Below are 20893 nucleotides of genomic sequence, written 5' to 3'. Positions count from 1 at the left end.
TGACTTCAGTCGGTCCCAACAGCGTGGCGCCTGTTACTCGCAGGCAATCTGATGATATCAGCATAACGCCTACAAGAAGTCCCCACAGATTAATAAACAATCAATTAACAGTAAAGTGATTGATGAGTCTCTAGCCGGAGGATGGCAGGTTCGGAGCCTGTGTCGGGGTGTTTGGTCGGGTTCTTTCCGGCCTTACACCCGGGCCGTCCTTGAGACATCGCGATTTTGGCGGGGGCTCAAGGCGCCTCTGAAGACCGCTTTTTGGCTTCAGAGGTTTGCCCCACAGACGGAGTACCTGCCAGCCGCAGGCGATCCAGACTCCGCAATCCCATTTCCTGATAAAAATACGATACCGGCCGACCCAATTGCGAGCCATCCTGTATCGTATTTTCGTGAAGCCTGTTAGTGATGAAAGATCAGTCGCGTTCCGTTCATGTTCAGCACCCGGTGAATGGCAAGGGACGCCCCACCCAATAAGGTGGCATACTTCACGTCCTTTGACATGACTAGGGGTGGCACCAACGGCATGAACCCCAATTTCATCTGAATATTCTTTAAAATTTCGGGCAACCGGTCAATGAGTGGTGAGTTGAAGAACACCATCTGCGGATCATACGCAGAAATCAGGTTACTCGTGACCAAAGCCAGGTAGTAACAGAAATCTTCGAGCAGGCCCATAATCGCTTCGTCCTCGGCTTGATAGTCGCTGACTAATTGATTCAGGTCATAGTCTTTGGCCTTCTTCAGCACCCGCGCCTTTTCTAGCAAAGCGGTCTGTGACCACTCCGCATCGAAACTGGCGAGCTTCGAGAGCGGCCGGTGATGATCACGCGACTCCTGGATGATGGTCTGCCCGATTTCTCCGGCCTGACCGTAATTACCCGTATAGAGCTGCGTGTTGAGGATAATCCCCGCACCAACACCCTCATGAATGCTGACAGACACAATGTGCTCGAGTTCCTGCTTACTAAAGTCTTGTTCGAAGACCGCCGACAGGTTCGCTTCATTTTCCATCACAATGGGCACCTGGTACCGGTCGTGGAAATAACCGACAATATCAAAGTCTGCATAATCCACGAACGGTGACGTGATGACCTTGTTATGGTAAACGACCCCGAAGATGGCGATGGAGATTGCCTGCAACCCGTTGACCACATCAAACTGTGGCAACTGATTGATCAGCCCTTCCATTTTAGCCACGACATCTTCAACCGACTGATTATCAATGGGACTTGTGCTATACGCTAATGCTCGGCCATCCATCTGGGTGACTAGCAATTCCACGACGTCGCCAGAAATACTGAAGTTGATCACATAGCCATAAGTCGCGTTGAATGCCGCTAACTCCGGCCGGCGACCACCAGTACTGGTCCCCCGTGCCTCGCCAAGACTGGTCACTAATTTCCGGTCGATGAAGGACCCGATAATATCGGAGACCGTCACCTTATTTAATCCCAAAAGTTTTGAGACCGCATTTCTAGAAATCGGACCATGATTGACGATGGCTTGAAGCACTGAACGCTCGTTGTGAATCCGCATAACGTCCTTATTAATAATCATCCGCGTCACTCACTTTTTCCGATTAGTCTTTGTTGGAGTCATCAGCGTCTTCAGCATTTTCACGTGCATGCTTTTCAGCCAAGTCGCCTTGCATCTGCTTTTCGATGCCGTCAACGTGGTAGAACATCAGCGCGATACCTGAAAGCGCAAAGCCCAACAGTGGAACCCAAATGTAGTTCAATTCGATACCGTGTAAGGCACCTGCAGATTGTGTATGGTTGGCAACGTAACCAGTCCCAGTCAAAATCCAACCGGTGATCACACCACCAATCCCCATCCCTAATTTAGCACTAAAACTAGAGAAGGAGGTCACGATTCCTTCGGCACGGACACCGTTCTTCCATTCACCGTAATCAACGGCGTCGGCAAGCATAACGGCGATCAAGCCAGAAACGAACCCAGTACCCATGTACCCAACGACAGTCGCAAAGATAATCATTGGAACACTGAGGTTATTAGCACCTAAGCTCAAGAGTAATTGACCAACAACGGCCAAGATCATCCCACCGAGCATGGTGTTCCGCTTACCTAACCACTTAGAGGTAGCTGGCGTTAAGACAACGGCAACCAAGGAGACGATTTGTAAACTCAGAACAAATGAAGCTAACGTTGCATCGTGCATGTTGTACTTGAAGAAGTAAACAGTAACTTGTGAACGCGTTTGCATCCCCATCCAGTAAATGAAGTTGATGAAGATGATGATTGCCCATGGCCAGTTACGCTTCAAAGCTTTCAAAGATTCCTTAATTGGAATAGATTGACGAGAGCTCTTAGTTTGTACCCGTTCATGCGTGTACTTGAAGACAAAGTAGAAAATAATAACAACGATAACGGCAACGATCAAAGCCCAGATGAACCAGCCACGTGCGCTAGTCGTTGAACCGTGACCGAAGAAGGCAACCATGGTCAACGTGATACCAGTAATAATAGTGGCACCGGCAGTTCCCATGAATTGACGAATGGTCGACAACGTAACCCGTTCTTGTGGGTTACTAGTCAATGATGGCAAAATAGAAGTAATTGGAATGTTAACGGCTGAATACAGCACATCGACCCCAATATAAGTAATGTAAGCCCAAACTAACTTACCCGTTAAACTCATGCTTGGCGTGGTGAAGACCAGCACACAGAACACGGCAAACGGAATTGAGAACCATAACCAGTACGGCCGACTCTTCCCCCACTTAGTATGTGTGTGGTCAATCATGATACCCCAGAATGGACCATCAAAGGCATCCACGACCCGGGCAGCCAGGAACAGTGTCCCAACGGCAGCAGCACTGAGACCAAAAGTATCAGTGTAGAAAATCATTAAGTACGTCCCAACCATTTGGAAGGACAAGTTGCAAGCGAAATCGCTAAAACTATAAGCGATTCGTTCATTCCAAGGAACCATATTTTTCGTGGTTACCTCAGATTTGGCAGCGTTTTCACTCATATGAAGCACCTCTTAGAAGTAAGTGTATGACGGTGATAAAAAATTCAATTTCCAATGCAAATCATACTGTAACCGCTTCCAATTGTCAATAGCTATTTTTGAACAATCTACCTATATCAAGCGTTAACTGAAAATTCATAGAAATATTTATATGAAAGCGTTGACAATTAATAGTCACTCGGCTACACTGTTGGTGACGATTAAAAAATTCAATTTCCGAAACTTCTTGTCACAGTTGTTGTTTGTTAGAACTACCGAATCGACGCGGCCATGAAGCCCCGTCTCAGTTGTTTTATGCTCGGTTTCGCTCCGAGTAGTGTTGGCGTCCAGCCCACGTCGACCAAATCAAAGCGAGTTGGTTGTTTACATATTTATTTTTTGACTTTAATTTGGGGTCCACCAGTGAGATTGGTCGCTGGTGGACCCCTTTTTTGGTGGGTCGAGATTGATTTAGAGTGTCCGCCTGCGGCTGCCAGGGATTACGCCTGCTGTGGGGAACGCCTCCAGTCAAAGAGCGGACTTCCAGCTCGCCTCAAAGCCACGAAGAACACGTGTCTCCGAGGTCGTCCCACGATGTAAGCCGAGAAAGTACCTCGACTAACATCGTCGACACGGCTGGCTTCATCCCTGGCCTCCTCCGGCTACGATTGAGCATTCTGGCAACAAGTGGTTGGCGCGTGCTAACTACTTCTCTAGCCGATAACCATGACAATCGGCTTGCTCTTCAACATTTTTTGCGGTGAACGAGTCTTTGACCCTAAACTTCTTACTACAACCGGCACTTAGCGCGGCTCATCGGCCAAAACTCCAACCATCTTTACACATCTACTAACCAAACCAAGCCACCGATTATTAACAGCTAAGGAAAGTTCAGTTACCGAAGTGACTATTTGAAGCGATTTACGACAGGAATTGACTAAAAAAGCGGTCTCCTCGGCCCCACTTGCTCGTGAGGAACGGGTAGATCGCTCTTTTCTAATTATTGCATTAAACAAAGTAACTTTGCTAAGTTCGCTTAGCCCATGATCTCATGAACCCGCTGCTGGAGCTCCGGGACCACTGACTCGACGAACCACGGGTGCTGGTGTTGCCAACCATAATTTAACGGCGATGGATGAACCAACGGAAAATATTCTGGTAAGTAATCCGCGTAGTGCTCGACCGTCGCTGTTAACGTCTTTTCGTGATGGGTCAGGTAGGCCTTCTGTGCGTACTGGCCGATCAATAACGTCAACTTGATGTTGGGCATCAGCTCAAGTAACGGCGCGTGCCATTTTTCGGCGAAGCCTTTCCGCGGTGGCAGGTCCCCACCGTGCTCGTGCTTACCAGGATAATAGAAGTCCAACGGTAACACGGCCAGCTTGCCTGAGTGATAAAATTGATCCTTGGTCACGCCCATCCAGTCTCTGAGCCGATTTCCACTGGCATCATCCCAAAACGTCATGGACGCCTGGGCCTGTCGACTGGGCGCCTGACTGACCAATAGAATCTCCGCATCCGCCGCCACGTGATACAGCGGTAAAATACCCTGTGCTGTAAAATCAGCGTTTTGCGGATCATCCTGAATTGCTTGAAAAATATCGTCTGCTTTCGTCATCACTGCCATCCTCACTTGACCCATTTTACGGTAACGGCCGTACCAAATAAACTTCCCGGCAGAAGCCTTTCATCCCATTAAAGACCCGTTGGGCGCGTGACTGTTTGCCACACAACCCGAAGACGGTCGGACCGGTCCCGCTCATCTGGGCGGCATCGGCACCAAACTTCATCATCTGTTGTTTCAACTGAGTAATTTCCGGATATCGGTGGGACGTCAACGGCTCCAGCGCATTGCCCATGACCGCACACATCGCCTCGATATCCTGATTTCGAACCGCGCGCAATAAGGCGTCGATATCGGGATGTTCCAGCTGATCATAGCGAATCTGCTGTAAAATGCTGGGCGTGGAAACGCTGACCTTAGGCTTAGCCAAAACGACCCAGGCCGCCGGCAACTTGGATAACGGGGTAATCCGTTCCCCTCTGCCGCGAACGTGGGCCGTACGACCATACACGCAGTACGGCACGTCCGAGTCAATCTGTAACCCCAATTCTGCCAACTCTTGCCAGCTCAAATTGAGTTGCCACAACTGATTAAGTCCCCGCAGAACCGCCGCGGCGTCGGATGATCCACCGCCGAGACCGGCTGCTACCGGAATATTTTTCTTGATGCGGATATTAACGCCCTCATCAACGTGATATTTGGTTTGGAGTAAATGTGCCGCCTGAAAGGCCAGATTTCGCTGGTCATTGGGCAAAAAACCACTATCCGAGGCTACCCGGATGCGCTTGTGCTTGGTTAGTGTTTGAATTTCGACATAGTCCGCCAAGTCCACGGACGTCATGACCATGTTCCACTCCTCCGCCCCATCCTGGTGGTGATAGGGGGTGTCGAGCCCGAGGTTTATCTTGGCAGGCGCCTTTTCAATCAGTTGCATGAGCTCACCTTAATTCTAAATAGGCCACCGCCTACCGTTCTCGTGAATCTGATTAAGCCTATTATACTATGCTTCCTGCCAAAAGAAAAAGGGTTCTCCAAGCGCATTGCATTCTTTACGGAAATATATGGTTAGAGCCGGATTGGGCCTGGCTAGTCGCACTGGATTCCACCTACTGTGGCGGAAACAATCTAGCCAAAGAACAGGCTTCTGGCTACAACCCTCCTCCAGCTTAAATTGAGTTTTATCGTAACTAAAGGTTGAAAGTTCCAAAATACCAGCCATACCTGCTCTAGAAACAATCGTGAATCTAAAACTAGGCAACCTGGTGGGTCCTTCGCCTTACCGGCCGGCAGATATGGGCTGGAACGGTGCGAACGCAACTTGAAGCCTCGAAAGAACCGAGTCTTCAAGATTGGTTTTCTGCTAAGCCAGCAGAAACGCCGACCAAGCAGAACGACGCGCCTGAGCCCATATCTGCCGACCTCTCGGCTTACACAGTGTGCGTAGACGACGAAGATAATGACTGTAGCAGTCACTATCGATTGGCCCGAAATCACTAGTCTCAAGGTTTTCGACTGTTGTCGTGGTAACGCACAGTCAAGCCGGAGGAGGACAGGGATGCAGCCAGCCGTGGAGGTGGTGTTAGCTGGCGATTCTGAAGCCAGCTTACAGCACGGGCGACTTTGGAGACACGCGTTCTTCGTGGCTTCAAAGCGAGCGAGAAGACTGGTGATTTTCCAGTCTGAAGCGTCCCCACAGCAGGCGGAATTCCTGTCAGCCGGAGTGCGGCAATTTCACACTATCTTAATGGTGCAAATCCTTGCCAATACTGGGGCGAGACAGGTATTTTATCTTTCAACCTTTAGTTATCGTAAAAGGATGACAAGTGATGCTCCTTTTAGACCAGTGGCTTGACTGATAATGTCTCAACACATTTACATTGCTGTCTAGCCATAACGTTTTGACAGTCATCATCCATCACTACCATAAAAACTCCATATCTGGCGGCCGGTAAGGCGAATGACACCATCAGTGTTGCAAAAGAATTTGGGCAAAATAAAAAGGCCTTGATCGGCCCAATTATCTATTCATCAAAGTCTACTTCGATGTTTTTGGTTAAAATATCGGTGTAACTGTATGAAACCCGTTCAAACGAGTTTTCGTCTTGGTCTAGATCCACTACGAAAACGGCTGGATAGGTTTCCCGAAGAATTCCATGCCGCTCTGTCGTCTTCTTACGCCCGGCCTGTGCAATCACCATCAACTTTTCGCCGATGCGATCGTCCAGTTTGTTCTTAATGTTCGCTAAACTTGTTGGCATGCACTTCACCTCTGTGAAACAATTATAACATCGTTTCACAAAAAACGCAAATTATACCACAACAGGCCTCAAACCGCAAGAATCCACAATTGGTAAGGGTTACATAAGTCCTTCATTGTGAAAAGCGTTGGTTAATTCGATGAAATTTATCAGGGTTAGCCGCTCTGGTCGCAGCTGACGCGAAATTCCCGTCTGATTTAAAACGGATTCAATTCGTTCACGAACTTCCGGTTGTTTTCCGAAAATCCCCTGTAAATTGTTCCACAGTGATTTCCGTCGGTGAGCGAAGCAGCCCTTAACAAACTTGAAGAGGGCTTGGTCTTCGTACGGTTTAACCGGCAACGGGTCGCGCCGAGTCAAGCGAATAATTGCCGAGTCAACGTTCGGTTGTGGAATAAATGCCGTCCGGGGCACCGCAAACGCCACTTCGACGTGGGCCCGGTATTGCATGACCACCGACAATGACCCGTACGCCTTGGTGCCGGGTTCGGCCACTAGTCGATCCGCCACTTCGGCCTGCATCATAACCACGATCGTATCGAAGTCCACCTGACTCTGGAGCACCCCCATCAAGATTGGCGTCGTGATGTAGTAAGGCAAGTTCGCAATTAATTTCAGCGGATGGCCGGGTTCAAAATCGTGCTTGACCACTTCCGGCAAGTTTGCCTTTAAAATATCCTGGTTAATGACCGTGACGTTGTCGTAATCCATCAGCGTCTCGTCCAAGACTGGCAAGAGGTTTTCGTCGATTTCAAACGCTACCACGTGATGAGCCCGCTTGGCGATCTGTTCGGTCAAGGCACCGATGCCGGGGCCAATTTCAATGACGTTATCGTGTTCGGTCACATCGCCGGCCGCCACAATGTTGCGTAGAATATTTAGGTCGGACAAGAAGTTCTGACCCAAGCTCTTCTTCGCCACCAAGTGGTACCGGTTAAGAATTGCTTTAGTCCGGGCTGGTGAGCCAATTTCTGGTACGCTGTTATTCATTTGCATTCTCCTTTGCTCGAATCTGTCCCAGCGCTGCGGCAAAATCTGCCGGCTGGATGCCGAACATCCGTAAGCGCTTCTCGAGCTGTTTGCCGTTGACGTAACCGATCTGCAAGAGTTCACCGAGCTGTTCCCGCCGTGCCTTGGCACCGGCCCCACCGATCAGCCCAGCGGCCATTAGGTCTTCGTGGGTGATCAACGTTGGTGCGGCCGTGGTCTCCGTATACACGTGGTCTAGTGCCGCGCGAATGGCTTCAGGACTGGCGTGTTCGACACCCAGTGACCCACCGGCTTTGTCCGGCCGCCCCTCCGCTTTGGGCAAGAAGGCATGCTTGGCGTTGGGAACGGCTTCGGCCACAATTTTACGAATCTTTTCACCGGAGAAATCGGGGTCGGTAAAGATGATGATGCCCCGTTGGTCGGCTAACTTTTCAATTAAGGCCAGCGTATCGTCATCAATGGCGGAACCGCGCGTCTCAATGGTGTCGGCGTTGACCGCCCGGTTGATCTGCTTGGTATCGTCCTTGCCCTCGACCACGAGGACCTCTTTAATCTTCTTCATTTATTTTGTAAAACTCCTCTGCGTTTTTAAACGTGGCAGCAGCGATCTCTTCCGGCGTCGTTTCCCGTTCCTTGGCAATCGCCTCAACGGTGTAACGCGTAAATCCGGGTTCGTTCTGCTCGCCACGGTGCGGTTCCGGCGTCAGGTATGGCGCATCGGTCTCGACCATCATGACGTCCAGTGGCGTAGCGCGCACGGAATCGTGGACTTCATGGGCGTTCTTAAAACTAGCGACTCCGGAATAGGAAATGTGCATCCCCAGGTCCAAGAACTTCTTGAGCCATTCTGGATCGCCGTTAAAACTGTGCATGACCCCACCGATTTCACTGATACCGGCCTCTTTGATGATGCGGTAAGTATCTTCGAAGGCATCACGATTGTGGACAGCGATGGGCTTGCCAACTTCTTTAGCGATTGCAATCTGCCGGGCAAACACCTTGCGTTGCACGTCCTGCGGTGACGAATCCCAATGATAGTCCAGTCCAATTTCACCCAAGGCCACGACCCGGTCATCGGCCAGTTGTTCTTCCAATAGCTTCTCAGCGGCGGCATCGTAATTCTTAGAGTCCTCTGGATGCCAGCCGACCGCCGCGTAGAGTTGCGGATACTGATGAGCCAGCTTGATAGCGTCGGCGTTCAACTGCGTGTTGGAGCCAATGTTAGTCATCTTGACGACACCCAAGTCGGCCGCCCGCTTCAGGTAGCCGGGCACGTCGTTAATAAACTCTTCGCTGTTCAAATGCGTATGCGAATCAAATATCTTCATCGAATTCCTCCTTGCTTTTGATTTTGACTTCTTTAATTTTAAATTAGTTAAGTTGACTAAACTTTGTCGCACTGCGGTGGCCAGGGATTCCGCCTGCTGTGGGGACGCTTCAGCCTGGAAGACCACCAGGCTTCTCGCTCGCTTTTAAGCCGCAAAATTCGTGCGTCTTAAAAGTCGCCCATCTTATTGGCTAGCTATGCCAGCCAATAAGATTACCACGGCTGGCTACATCCCTGGCCGCCTCCGGCTTAGATTGAACTCTGCCATAGCAAACTTTAAGTTCAACGTATTCCGCAACAAGGACCATAACACGCCAACACACATAATCCATTGTTGCCACAGAACCACCGCGTCAGCCGAGAGGTCGGCAAGGCGAAACCACCATCCTGACGAGTACCAAGTACCATGCTGTCCGCAACAAGGACTATAGCATGCCCACACACAGAATCCATTGCTGCCATAGAACCACCACGTTAGCCGAGAGGTCGGCAAATATGGGCTCAGGCGCGTCGTTCTACTTAGTTGGCGTTTCTTGCCAGCTTAGTAGAAAACCAAGCTTGAAGACTCGGCACTTGCGAGGCTTCAAGTTGTGTTCGCACCGTTCCAGCCCATATTTGCCGGCCGGTAAGGCGAATCAACCATCTATCTGTTTCCAAGGCCGCATAGCCAACAAAACGTGGGTTGGCGTCTTATCGACCCGCCGCCCACGTTTTGGTTATGATTTATCTTATTTGCTAGCTAACGTCTGACCCATTGACCATGGTACTTGGCAGCGTCAGGAGTTGAACCTTGCCGTCATGTTCGGCAGAGAGCAACATCCCTTGGCTGACTTGGCCGCGCATCTTCCGTGGCTTCAAGTTGGCCACGATAACGACCTTCTTGCCCACAAGTTCTTGTGGTTCTGGATACCATTGGGCGATTCCGGACAGAATCTGCCGCGTCCCTTGGTCACCCGCGTCCAGTTGAAATTTAAGGAGCTTGTCAGCCCCCTCAACGTGGTCGACAGCCTTAACTTCGGCCACGCGGAGTTCGATCTTTTCAAATTTATCGAAGCGAATCTCCGGCTTGTTCAGTGTCAAGTCGCCAGCATCGTCTGCCTGAGCAGCTTCTTGTTGGGCTTGCGCCTTGGCAGCCATGGCCGCACGACCCTTAGTCTTTTCGGACTTGGTCATCTGACCCTGAATAAAGTCGACTTCTTCTTGAACATCGATCCGTGGGAAAATTGGTGTTCCTTTGGCAACGACCTGCTTGTCAGCTGGCAAGTCGGCGAGCTTCAAGTCCGTCATGGTCAACGTCGCTGGATCTAAGCCCAATTGGGTAAAGATTTCCTTAGGCGCGTGAGTCATCACTGGACTGATCAGTGCAGCGATCACCCGCAAACTAGCGGCCAGGTGTGCCATCACGGCAGCCAATTCGGCAGACTTACTGTCGTCCTTGGCTAAGTTCCAAGGTTCAGTCTCGTCGATGTACTTGTTACTCCGCGAAACCAGTTTCCAAATTTCGGATAAGGCGTCGGCGAAGTGCATCTGGTCCATCAAGTCATGGTAGTTGGCAATGACGGACTCAGCAGCGGCTTCGAGCTCGCCGTCAAATTCGGTCACGCCGGCCGTGTAGACCGGCAGCTTGCCATCTTCGTACTTGTTGATCATGGCAACGGTCCGGTTCAACAGGTTCCCCAGGTCGTTAGCCAAGTCGTAGTTCAAACGGTCCACGAAGTCTTCGGGCGTAAATGTCCCGTCGTTTCCGTAAGGCATTGCGCGCATCAGGTAGTACCGTAGCGCATCGAGGCCGTAACGGTCGACCAACGTTTCGGGGTAAATGACGTTTCCCTTGGACTTGGACATCTTGCCGTCCTTCATCAGTAACCAGCCGTGAGCAAACAATTCATCGGGTGCTTCAACACCTAACGCGTGCAACACGATTGGCCAGTAGATGGAATGGAACCGAACGATTTCCTTACCCACCATTTGAACGTTAGCGGGCCAGAACTTCTTGAAGAGACTCTCGTCGTCACTCGTGTAGCCTAAAGCCGTGATATAGTTGAGTAAAGCGTCGATCCACACGTAGACCACGTGCTTCGGATTACTCTTGACCGGCACGCCCCAAGTAAAGGTCGTCCGGGAAACGGCAAGGTCTTCCAGACCAGGCTTGATGAAGTTGTTGATCATTTCCGTCATCCGTGATTCTGGTTGGATGAAGTGGGGATGGCTGTGATAGAAGTCCAGCAACCAGTCGGCGTACTTGCTCATCTTGAAGAAGTACGACTGCTCCTTGACCAACGAAACCTCGTGGCCGGATGGTGCCTTCCCACCGATAACCTTACCGTTGTCGTCACGGTAGACTTCGGCGAGTTGCGTTTCCGTAAAGTATTCCTCGTCGTCTTCGGAGTACCAGCCTTCGTACTCACCCAGGTAAATGTCCCCCTGCTTCAGTAAGCGTTCGAAGACCTCCTGAACGGCGGCAACGTGTTCCTTGTCGGTCGTCCGGATAAATTTATCGTTGGAAATTTCCAGCGTCTTCCAAAGTTGCTTGATGCCCGTAGCCATGCCATCCACGTATTCTTGGGGCGTTTGGCCTTGAGATTGGGCCTTATCTTCAATTTTTAAACCGTGTTCGTCGGTCCCCGTCAAGAAGAACACGTCGTAACCGTTGCTCCGCTTGTAACGGGCAACCACGTCACACGCAATCGTCGTGTAAGAATTCCCGATGTGTAACCGCCCAGATGGGTAGTAGATCGGCGTTGTAATGTAAAAAGTTGGTTTGTCTGCCATAAAAGAAAAGCCTTCCCTCGCTCTAAATTATTCCGTTGTTTTCGGGTTAAAATTCAATGTAAATTCTAATTAAGTATAGCATAAACCCCGGTTCAGCCATAGCGCTTTACCGGGGTTTTATCTGTTAATTTTAGGGGGTCAATCCTCGAAATGAATAGATAAAACTCATGTAAATTGACCGCACTACGGTTGCCAGGGATTCCACCTGCTGTGGGAACGCTCCAGCCAAAGAACGGGCTTCCGACTCGATTTGAAGCCACGAAAAACCGTGTCTCCAAAGTCGCCCGTGCTGTAAGCTGGTCAGATCACCAGCTAACACCACCTCCACGGCTGGCTCCATCCCTGGCCTCCTCCGGCTCTGATTTTACTTAACCATAACAGTTGCTCAAAGCCTTACGCGTTCTGCACAGTATGACTAGCTGACACTTGAATGTTGGTGGAACCTAAACTATAACGTTAGCTATCTTAATCACCGCTTGCAGCAAAAACACGCCATAGGTCCGGTGAAAAAATACCGGAGACACTAAAAAAGGCACCAACAACAATTCTCCTGATGGAAAATCCGTTGGTCCCTCCAACTTTATCTCACTTAAAACAAATCCAACTGCTGCGGCGCCAAATTCTCCCAGTGCAAACCTAAAATTGCCTGCAGTCGCTGAGCATTCGGGGCGGCATCCCGGCCAGAGTTGTTATTGAAGATGACGCAGACATTTTTCGCCTGTTGGTCTAATCGCTTGGTCAGTGCCGCAAAACCCTGTAACTCTTCTTCCGAATAGCGATACAGCGTCCGTGTCTTGCGCCAGTTAGCGCCCTGATTGAACCAGCCCTGCGCGTTGCGGCCGTGCAAGCGTACCACCGCCAATTCTGGCGTCGTCACCGTATCGACCAACGGAATCCCATCGTTTAAATTATGCGGTTCGTCGGTCGTCACGTTGGTCAGTTTTAGTGATTTCAAATAGGCCAGCACATCCGCCGTCATTCCCGGCGTCGCAAACCAGCTTGGGCTCCGAAATTCAACGGCCACCGGCAGATTTTCCATCTGTACACGTACGTCGCGCAAGTATTCAATATTGGCCGTCGTCCGGTTGAAAAACGGTGGGAATTGAAACAGGACCGTGAGCAATTTACCACTGACCACTAAGGGCTGAATGGCTTCCTTAAACTGCTCAAATGCCGTTGCCAACGTCGTTGCGTCGGCTGGTTCCTTACGGTCATGCTTGGTCATGACCTGATTAGCCTTCAAAATATACTGAAACCCATCTGGTACGGCCGCCGCCCATTTTCCAATCGTGGTCTGTCGCGGAATCCCGTAGAACGGCGTATCCAACTCGACCACTGGGAAATGGCCCGCATATTCGGTTAAGGTCACTGGACGGTCCTCGCCGCCAATCAGCGCTGGATGTTCGGTCCAAGTGGTCAATCCAATACTAATCATCCGCAAAGTCCCTCCTCTAAAATAGGTGTTATCGTCTCCAGCAGATAGAAACTCCACCCCGTGGGGCAGACCTGGAGCCTGAGGTACGGTCTCCAGGGCGAGGTCGTGCCTCATAGGATGAGTCACAACGCTCGTCCCGTGCTCTAAGTCCGGCAAAACCGGCCGAACCAAGACCACCGACACGGGGTTCCGTTCCTATCTGCCTCCGACTAAACTACTGTAGCCTAAAACTACTGACTACATTATTGTTTTCCTCAACAAAATTGTCGACATTCAGATTGACTTCACAGCCATCCCGCTAACTACAATGTCCAACCATGGAACCAATCAAACCAATTTCAAACGCCTTTAAACGTCGCCACAGTCGCAGGCTGGCAGATACACGCAGCCCCGTGTCGATTCTCTTAGTCTGAGTGTTTTTCTCAGGCTTAAAGAATCGGCTGCACTTGAAGACTCGCTCTTCGGAGGCTTCAAGTCGCCCTGGAGACCGCTTTTTGGCTCCAGGTCTGCCTCACTGAACGGGAGCGTTCCTGCCAGCCGGAGACGGATGCCACTCCCTTTTTCTCATACTTTCTGATGCTACCGATCACCAACAATTATCGGCAAACTGTAGCAAGCCAAATTAACTCGACTATCAAAAGTAGCCAGAAAGCATCCACCAAAGCCGAGAGGTCGGCAGATATGGGCTCAGGCGCGTCGTTCTACTTAGTCAGTGGGTGAACTTCCCCACTGGCTTAGTAGAAAGCCAAGCTTGAAGACTCGGAACTTTCGAGGCTTCAAGTTGTGCTCACACCGTTCCAGCCCATATCTGCCGGCCGGTAAGGCGGACAGACCGCCACTATTTAAACCGTTCGAATTGCTTGATCAGTTCGGCTTCGGGGGTGGTCAGGCGGCCGCTGAGCTGACTGATCAAGCGCTTACCCGCCAGCCGGTCGTTGTAGCGAATCCCAGTGACACACAGGTCGATCAAGGCAAAGAGCGCCGTGACCAGAATCGCCTGTTGCCGGGTAAACGTCGCACTGAACAGCGTCACCAGCTGGCCGTTGAATGCCACCTGCAAAATACCGTAGATGACCAGTGTATCCGGAATCAGTTGGAGAAAGCTGAGCCAGCGTAATCGCCGGACCAACTGCTTAAGTTGGTGGATCACTTCTTGATGGCTCATACGCGTTACCCCCGGACCTGGAGTTCGTCGAAGAAATCAGTCGCGTCGGCCTGGACCATGTCGTAGTCAAAGCCCAAATCCAATTTTTCTTGGTTCACCACGACCACCTTGGCCGCACTGTTCCGGTAGTCCAGCAAACCAGCAAACGGATAAACCCGCATCGACGTGCCGACAATGACTACTAGGTCTGCCTGATTCATGGCCGCTACGGACCGTTGAATATTCATTTCGTTTAGCCCCTCATCGTAGAGCACCACGTCTGGCCGTAGCCAACCGCCGTCCACCGCATGATGCGGGTCTTTCAGGTAGTCCTGCCACGCTACCTTAGCACCACAGATCTGGCAGTGAACTTTGTACATGTTGCCGTGAAATTCCACCAAGTGCTTGGTGTGAGCCACGTTGTAAAGGTTATCGATATTTTGCGTAATGACCATCGCACGGTCCTGTTGCGTCAGGGCCGCTTGCTTCTCGTGAATGACGTTGGGTTTGGCATCCGGGTAGTAAAGGTTCTGCCTAACGTAATCGTAAAAAACGTCCGGTTCCTGAACTAAACAGGTGTGACTCAGATAATACTCGGCGTTGCGGTGGCCGGTGTACAGGCCATTTTTCGACCGGTAATCCGGAATTCCAGAAGGCGTCGAGACGCCCGCACCAGTTAAAAATACAATGTGCTTTGCCTCGTCAAAGGTTGCTTGTAAGCTCGCTTCCATACCCAATCATCCTTTCTAAAATTAACGCAAGATGTACGGCATCTTCAACTGCTTGAAGAGGTCTTCCACCGTCATATCATAAATCTTAGTGTAGTAATCCGGCGTGTCGTCCTTCGGCGCTGGTGATGGCAAAACGAAAGCGTTCTGTTGATCAGACCGGTTAAACCCGACGTAGCCGCGCCGTTGGGTCGTTTTTTCGTGCATGTCTGAATGGTACAGTTCGAAGATCTGCTTAACGTTCAAACTCAGTTGGCGCTTGGACAGCACACTGGTCAACGTTGTAAATTCCGTGTTGTGGAGTGCTGGTAAATGCCAGGCTTCCAGTTGAGCATCGAAGGCCTTGAACAATTTGACCACGTTACGCCGTAAGGTAAATGGCGAATCCACGGGTTTTTCGGTGATGATGTCGTACAGCTTCCGCGCGGCGGCAAAACTAATGGGGTAGTCGCGCTTGAACTGAGCGATGACCTTGTCGTTGTCGAGGCCAAAAAAGACCAGAGCATCCAATAGCGTCAGCGTCCGCAGCGTCATTTCATCATCGACTGGGGTTGGTTCCGGCTTGATCGTCGCCGTGACCCCATTTAAGTATAGTCCCTCAATCTCGTCAGTGATCAGCCCATGCTTACGTTGTTCGCTGACGACCACAATGTGGCTCACAATGTCGTAGAGTTCGGTGCCCATGATCATCAACTGTTCGTCAAGTTGAGGTTGGCCAGTCGTCAATGAGAAGAAGACTTGGGGGAAGCCGGACAGAATCATCAGTAAATGAACCAGTTCGTGAGAGGCCGTGTAGTTAGGTGCCGTCAAATCGGCAACCTGAATGTTGATGTCCTTACCCACTTGAATCTGTTGGGCTTGGTCGTGGCGGACGAAACCGGCCTGGAGTTCACCAATGAATTGAACTTCAACCTTGCCGGGATAGAGCGCGTTAACTTGGTTTAAGAGGCCTTGGACCTCATCGTTTAATTGCACATCTTTTGCTTGCATAATTTTAAGTTCACCTATTTCTTTAAATTTGCTTGACGAACAGCACGCAGGGCCGCCGTTGCTTGGGCCGTGGTCGGCTGCTTAAATTGTGCCAATCGCTGTGTCACGGCCGGTAATTCCGTGGGAGTCGCCCCCACGGACAGCGCCAGTGACTTACGTTGCAACGACATGTGGCCGCGTTGAATTCCATCGGTCACCAGTGCGCGCAGGGCCGCCACATTTTGCGCTAACCCCACGGCGGCTGTGATACCCATGAGGTCGCGGGCGTTATCGACCTGGGCGAGCTGCTGGTTTATCTTGACTAGCGGCAATACCTTGGTCGCCCCGCCAACAAAGCCGAGTGCTAGTGGGATGGTCAGCTCACCGTGGAGAATCCCGGCGCTGACCCACCAGCGGCTGAGGCCTTGATAGCTGCCATTGCGGCTAGCGTAGGCGTGCACGCCACTTTCGACGGCCCGCCAGTCGTTCCCCATCGCGAGCACCACGGCGTCAATGCCGTTCATGATGCCCTTGTTGTGAGTCACGGCACGATACGGGTCGACCTGCGCATAGTCACTGGCTTCGGCGATGCGCTGAGCCACGCCGGCACCGGCAATCGTCTTGGTCTTTAGTTGATCGACTGGCACGGCACAACTCGCCGTAACCAGACTATGGGTGGCGTAATTGCTAAGAATGCTCATCAAAATATCCACGTCGAGGGACGCCTTGATTTTAGCAGCCACGGCCTCGGTTAGCGTATTGACTAGATTGGCTCCCATCGCCTCACCTACGTCGATAAACAGGTCTAAAGAGACCCAATCAGGCGGTAAAATGCGGACACGGAGGGACCGCGCGCCCCCACCATGCGTGAGTAACGTGGGATGTGCGGCGTCGGCCACCTGCAGGAGTTCCTGCTCATGACTGGCCAGCCACACCTGCAAGCGCTGTGGGTCCTGAACGTGACTAAACACGATCTGCCCCATCAACTCCCGCCGAGTAATCGTAGTGGTGATGCCGGTGTCGCCGGTCAACAACCGCCCACCGTTACTGGCAGCGGCAATCACTGACGGCTCCTCGGTCACCATGGGCACAACAACGTCGCGCCCATTGACGCGTAGGTTGACGGCCACACCCTCGGGTAAACCGTAAGTCGTTAAATAGTTTTCAATTAAATCCTCATCGGTGGCCTGCCGGTGCTGCGCCAGCAATGCCAACTGCGCCACCGTCAAGTGGCTGGCACGGGCAAGCTGGTCGCGCCGTACCCCATAAGGTAACCGGTAAAAAGCCGTCATTGGCCATCGACTCCTCTCGTTTACTGAAATGTTGTGTGTGTCGCCTGCGGCTGCCAGGGATTCCGCCTGCTGTGGGGACGCTTCAGCCTGGAAGAACACCAGGCTTCTCGCTCGCTTTTAAGCCACGAGAAACACGTGTCTTAAAAGTCGCCCATAGAGGTAGCTTACAGCTACCTCTATTTCCACAGCTGGCTCCATCCCTGGCCTCCTCCGGCTTGGCAACATTTGCTCTAAAACAATGTGACTGGTTTCGTCGACTCGCTGTATAGGTTTCCCGACTAGTGAGTCTGACGATGAATCGTCCAGATTGTACATCGGTATTCCATCAATATAGTAAGGATCATCCCTGTTACTAACGAGACTTCTAGCAATCAACACACCACTAGGTAGCGAAAGGCCACTGGAAAACCTAGCCAACAGTAACCAATGTTGCCGGAGCCAGAGGAGGCCAGACAGAATGCTATGTCGGTGCTGTTAGCTAGCGTTTTCCGCTAGGTTGCAGCACGGGACGGCTTGAAGACTCGTCTTGTGAGGCTTCAAGCCGAGACCGAAGACCGCTTCCCAGGCTTCGGTCGGTCTCCACAGCATGGGCGTCTGGCAGCCACAGGCGAACCCCACGGTCACTAAACCAATCCCCCAACCAACAATCACTAGGTAGCGAAAGGCCACTGGAAAACCTAGCCAACAGTAACCAGTGTTGCCGGAGCCGGAGGAGGCCAGACAGAATGCTGTGTCGGTGCTGTTAGCTAGCGTTTTTTGCTAGGTTACAGCACGGGACGGCTTGAAGACTCGTCTTGCGAGGCTTCAAACCGAGACCGAAGACCGCTTCACAGGCTTCGGTCGGTCCCCACAGTATGACGTCTGGCAGCCGCAGGCGAAACCCCACAGTTACTAAACCAGTCCCCAACCAACACACACATCACCAGGTAGCGAAAGGCCACCGGAAGACCTAGTCACTGGTAACCGGTGTTGCCGGAGCCGGAGGAGGCTAGGTACGGAATCCGTGTCGGTGGTGTTAGCTAGCGTTTTCTGCTAGGTTACACCACGGGACGGCTTGGAGACTCGCACTTCGAGGCTCCAAGGCGCCTCTGAAGACCGCTTTCCAGGCTTCAGAGGTTGCCCCACGGATGGAGTACCTAGCATCCGCAGGCGACTAACGGCAACACCAAGGTTACCGTTGACTCAGGTATTCCGAGATGATGCCTTCGCGGACGCCGCTTTCGGAGAAGATGACCCTATCCGAGTCCAGCATCTGTAACAACGTCACCAGCGGCAACATCCCGCCAATAATAATATCCGCACGCTCCGGCTCCAGACCAGAGATCCGCCGCCGTTCAGCCAATGGTACTTCCAACAACCGTTCAAAGGTCTTCATGACTTGGCCAGTCGTCAGTCGGTAACCGTGGATATTTTCCACGTGCAGAATTTTCTGTTGTTGCCGGTTCATTCGGGCCAACGTCCGGTTCGCGCCCCCTAATAAGACCAGCGGGAGGTGCTTCGCATCATTTAGCCACCAGATATCCTGGAGCCGTTCGCGCAGAAAGACTTGGGCGGAGAAGAGATCAACGGCCGTGACCTGGTCGTCGAGATGAAACTGTTCGGACAGATTGACCGCACCAAATGGCACACTGATCAGGTTAGCGTCACGACTATTTTTCACGTGGACCAGTTCACAACTAGCCCCACCGGTATCCAAAAGGAGACAGTCCTTAATTTTCAACCGGTTGACGGCCCCTAGGTAGTCGTAGTAGGCTTCCTGGTCGCCCGACAGGACCTCGAGCTGAATGTCGGTCGCTTCGGCCACGCGCTGCAAAAAATCATCGCGGTTGCGGGCTTGACGCACCGCCGCCGTCGCAATCCCCCGGACGATAAGATGGGGAAGTTGTTCATAATAGGGCCGAAACGACTTTAAGGCCGCAATCGTGCGGTCCATCGCATTCGGTTGGAGAATCTTTTCGGGCCCCATGCCCTCTGATAGACGACTGTCGACCTTGACCCGGTTAACTTCCCGGTAGGTGCCGTCGTCATGCAGCTCGTTGACGGCCATGCGGACCGAATTTGACCCCAAATCAACAATGGCTAAATTTTGCATTGTCTATCCCCCATTTCGACTTAGCCGAAGTAATCCACACCAATTGCGTGGCGTACTTCGTGTAAGGTTTGCGTAGCCACTTGGTTCGCACGTTCGCTCCCCTGCTTCAAGATGTCATAAACGGCACCCTCGTCGGCAGCGAATTGTTCGCGGCGTTCGCGAATCGGTTGTAATTTGGCTTGTAAGACCTCATTCAAGTATCGCTTGATCTTAACATCTCCAAGGCCACCATGTTGGTATTGTGCCTTCAAGTCGGCGACGTGTTCCTTGTCTTCAGCGAAAATGTCGAGGTACGTGAAGACCGTGTTGCCCTCGATGTGACCAGGATCTTCTATGTGGATGTGTTCGGGGTCGGTGTACATGGACATGACCTTCTTTTGGATCGTGTCTTCGCTGTCACCGAGGTAGATGGCGTTGTCCAGGGACTTACTCATCTTGGCGTTACCATCCAACCCAGGAATCCGGCCTTGACCCTTTGGTGGGAAGTAGCCTTCGGGTTCTACCAGAATTTCTTGGCCGTAAACATTGTTGAAGGTCCGCACGATTTCACGGGTTTGTTCCAACATTGGCTCTTGATCTTCACCAACGGGAACCGTGTCGGCCTTGAACGCCGTGATGTCGGCAGCTTGGCTAACTGGGTAAATGAAGAAACCAGCTGGGACACTTTCGCCAAAGGCCTTCTGCTTGATTTCGGCCTTGACCGTTGGGTTGCGGTTCAACCGCGAAACACTGACCAAGTTCAAGTAAGCCATGGTCAATTCGCTCAGAGCTGGAATCTGAGATTGAACGAGAATCGTTGACTTGGCAGGATCGATGCCCACGGCTAAGTAGTCTAAAGCGACCTGTAACAGGCTGTGGCGAATCTTTTCGGGGTCCCGGGCATTGTCGGTCAGCGCTTGCGTGTCTGCAATCATGATGTACGTGTCGTAGTCACCGGTGTTCTGCAAAGCGACCCGGTTCTTCAATGAGCCAACGTAGTGTCCAATGTGCAACTTACCCGTTGGTCGGTCCCCAGTTAAAATAACGTGTTTTTTACTCAATATTTTTCATCCTTTCTGAAAAAGCGCCCCATTGGCCAATGCCAATAGGACGCTTATGCGCGGTACCACCTAAATTGTGACCATTTTAGCCACCACTTTTGTCGTTAACGGAGACGCCGCGATAAAATTAGTTATCGGTTAAATGAAACTAACTCGACCCATTTCGACCATAAAACCGTTTCAGCACTGCCGGTTTTTCTCTGCTATTGGCCTACTTTTTTCGAGTCCCTATTCCTTTATATTAGCGGTTTTTGCGTCCGATGTAAACTGTCAGCCCCCAGAAGATTTATTTCGGTCAAAAGCGG

Annotated in this window: 16 protein-coding genes; all 16 read right to left on the bottom strand. The window is 51.5% G+C overall.

The window, feature by feature from the left end; all coding sequences use genetic code 11:
• Window positions 1-402: 402 nt before the first annotated feature.
• Entirely contained in the window at window positions 403-1560 is a 1158-nt protein-coding gene (locus tag FC99_RS10170; protein ID WP_048732655.1) for an ROK family transcriptional regulator, read from the bottom strand.
• Between the two features lie 22 nt (window positions 1561-1582).
• A complete protein-coding gene (locus FC99_RS10165; RefSeq protein ID WP_056986545.1) occupies window positions 1583-2998 on the bottom strand; it encodes an MFS transporter in 1416 nt (471 codons plus the stop codon).
• A gap of 1015 nt (window positions 2999-4013) precedes the next feature.
• Window positions 4014-4595 carry a uracil-DNA glycosylase family protein gene (locus FC99_RS10160; RefSeq protein WP_048732659.1) on the bottom strand — a complete coding sequence of 194 codons (582 nt, stop codon included), beginning with the start codon at window positions 4593-4595 and terminating at the stop codon, window positions 4014-4016.
• A 25-nt stretch (window positions 4596-4620) separates the two neighbouring features.
• Entirely contained in the window at window positions 4621-5475 is an 855-nt protein-coding gene (ispE, locus tag FC99_RS10155; RefSeq protein WP_048732660.1) for a 4-(cytidine 5'-diphospho)-2-C-methyl-D-erythritol kinase, read from the bottom strand.
• Between the two features lie 1087 nt (window positions 5476-6562).
• The gene (locus FC99_RS10145) at window positions 6563-6799 is read right to left on the bottom strand and encodes a Veg family protein (RefSeq protein ID WP_011667243.1); all 237 of its coding nucleotides are present in this window, start codon (window positions 6797-6799) and stop codon (window positions 6563-6565) included.
• Window positions 6800-6898: 99 nt separating this feature from the next.
• Window positions 6899-7789, bottom strand: coding sequence for a 16S rRNA (adenine(1518)-N(6)/adenine(1519)-N(6))-dimethyltransferase RsmA (gene rsmA / locus FC99_RS10140; RefSeq protein WP_048732665.1), 891 nt, complete (start codon window positions 7787-7789; stop codon window positions 6899-6901).
• Window positions 7782-8351: a ribonuclease M5 gene (gene rnmV, locus FC99_RS10135; RefSeq protein WP_048732667.1), complete on the bottom strand. Its 570-nt coding sequence runs from the start codon at window positions 8349-8351 to the stop codon at window positions 7782-7784. The genes rsmA and rnmV overlap by 8 nt, the downstream gene beginning before the upstream one ends.
• Window positions 8338-9117 carry a TatD family hydrolase gene (locus FC99_RS10130; protein WP_048732669.1) on the bottom strand — a complete coding sequence of 260 codons (780 nt, stop codon included), beginning with the start codon at window positions 9115-9117 and terminating at the stop codon, window positions 8338-8340. The genes rnmV and FC99_RS10130 overlap by 14 nt, the downstream gene beginning before the upstream one ends.
• Window positions 9118-9851: 734 nt before the next feature.
• Window positions 9852-11888: a methionine--tRNA ligase gene (gene metG, locus FC99_RS10125; RefSeq protein WP_048732670.1), complete on the bottom strand. Its 2037-nt coding sequence runs from the start codon at window positions 11886-11888 to the stop codon at window positions 9852-9854.
• Window positions 11889-12477: 589 nt separating this feature from the next.
• Window positions 12478-13323 (bottom strand): DUF72 domain-containing protein, encoded by an 846-nt coding sequence (locus FC99_RS10115; RefSeq protein ID WP_048732673.1) that lies wholly within the window; start codon window positions 13321-13323, stop codon window positions 12478-12480.
• An 838-nt stretch (window positions 13324-14161) separates the two neighbouring features.
• The gene (locus tag FC99_RS10110; RefSeq protein ID WP_048732675.1) at window positions 14162-14488 is read right to left on the bottom strand and encodes a hypothetical protein; all 327 of its coding nucleotides are present in this window, start codon (window positions 14486-14488) and stop codon (window positions 14162-14164) included.
• A 5-nt stretch (window positions 14489-14493) separates the two neighbouring features.
• The gene (locus FC99_RS10105; protein ID WP_048732677.1) at window positions 14494-15198 is read right to left on the bottom strand and encodes an NAD-dependent protein deacylase; all 705 of its coding nucleotides are present in this window, start codon (window positions 15196-15198) and stop codon (window positions 14494-14496) included.
• Window positions 15199-15219: 21 nt separating this feature from the next.
• Window positions 15220-16185: a hypothetical protein gene (locus FC99_RS10100; protein WP_048732680.1), complete on the bottom strand. Its 966-nt coding sequence runs from the start codon at window positions 16183-16185 to the stop codon at window positions 15220-15222.
• 14 nt (window positions 16186-16199) lie between these two features.
• Window positions 16200-17456 carry a hydroxymethylglutaryl-CoA reductase, degradative gene (locus tag FC99_RS10095; protein WP_048732683.1) on the bottom strand — a complete coding sequence of 419 codons (1257 nt, stop codon included), beginning with the start codon at window positions 17454-17456 and terminating at the stop codon, window positions 16200-16202.
• Window positions 17457-18627: 1171 nt separating this feature from the next.
• Window positions 18628-19548 carry a Ppx/GppA family phosphatase gene (locus FC99_RS10090; RefSeq protein ID WP_048732686.1) on the bottom strand — a complete coding sequence of 307 codons (921 nt, stop codon included), beginning with the start codon at window positions 19546-19548 and terminating at the stop codon, window positions 18628-18630.
• Window positions 19549-19568: 20 nt separating this feature from the next.
• Window positions 19569-20588, bottom strand: coding sequence for a tryptophan--tRNA ligase (gene trpS / locus FC99_RS10085; RefSeq protein WP_048732688.1), 1020 nt, complete (start codon window positions 20586-20588; stop codon window positions 19569-19571).
• Window positions 20589-20893 lie beyond the last annotated feature (305 nt).

It is taken from the genome of Levilactobacillus koreensis JCM 16448, assembly GCF_001435525.1.
Classification (GTDB): domain Bacteria; phylum Bacillota; class Bacilli; order Lactobacillales; family Lactobacillaceae; genus Levilactobacillus; species Levilactobacillus koreensis.
The sequence above is the reverse complement of the archived record's forward strand: the minus strand, read 5'-3'. Positions and strand labels throughout refer to the sequence as shown.

Coding starts and splice junctions, on each gene's coding strand:
- rnmV (WP_048732667.1), bottom strand. CDS start 8,351: ATGAAGAAGATTAAAGAGGTCCTCGTGGTCGAGGGCAAGGACGATACC.
- FC99_RS10160 (WP_048732659.1), bottom strand. CDS start 4,595: ATGACGAAAGCAGACGATATTTTTCAAGCAATTCAGGATGATCCGCAA.
- FC99_RS10100 (WP_048732680.1), bottom strand. CDS start 16,185: ATGCAAGCAAAAGATGTGCAATTAAACGATGAGGTCCAAGGCCTCTTA.
- FC99_RS10090 (WP_048732686.1), bottom strand. CDS start 19,548: ATGCAAAATTTAGCCATTGTTGATTTGGGGTCAAATTCGGTCCGCATG.
- FC99_RS10110 (WP_048732675.1), bottom strand. CDS start 14,488: ATGAGCCATCAAGAAGTGATCCACCAACTTAAGCAGTTGGTCCGGCGA.
- FC99_RS10105 (WP_048732677.1), bottom strand. CDS start 15,198: ATGGAAGCGAGCTTACAAGCAACCTTTGACGAGGCAAAGCACATTGTA.
- rsmA (WP_048732665.1), bottom strand. CDS start 7,789: ATGAATAACAGCGTACCAGAAATTGGCTCACCAGCCCGGACTAAAGCA.
- FC99_RS10165 (WP_056986545.1), bottom strand. CDS start 2,998: ATGAGTGAAAACGCTGCCAAATCTGAGGTAACCACGAAAAATATGGTT.
- ispE (WP_048732660.1), bottom strand. CDS start 5,475: ATGCAACTGATTGAAAAGGCGCCTGCCAAGATAAACCTCGGGCTCGAC.
- FC99_RS10115 (WP_048732673.1), bottom strand. CDS start 13,323: ATGATTAGTATTGGATTGACCACTTGGACCGAACATCCAGCGCTGATT.
- FC99_RS10170 (WP_048732655.1), bottom strand. CDS start 1,560: ATGATTATTAATAAGGACGTTATGCGGATTCACAACGAGCGTTCAGTG.
- FC99_RS10130 (WP_048732669.1), bottom strand. CDS start 9,117: ATGAAGATATTTGATTCGCATACGCATTTGAACAGCGAAGAGTTTATT.
- FC99_RS10095 (WP_048732683.1), bottom strand. CDS start 17,456: ATGACGGCTTTTTACCGGTTACCTTATGGGGTACGGCGCGACCAGCTT.
- metG (WP_048732670.1), bottom strand. CDS start 11,888: ATGGCAGACAAACCAACTTTTTACATTACAACGCCGATCTACTACCCA.
- FC99_RS10145 (WP_011667243.1), bottom strand. CDS start 6,799: ATGCCAACAAGTTTAGCGAACATTAAGAACAAACTGGACGATCGCATC.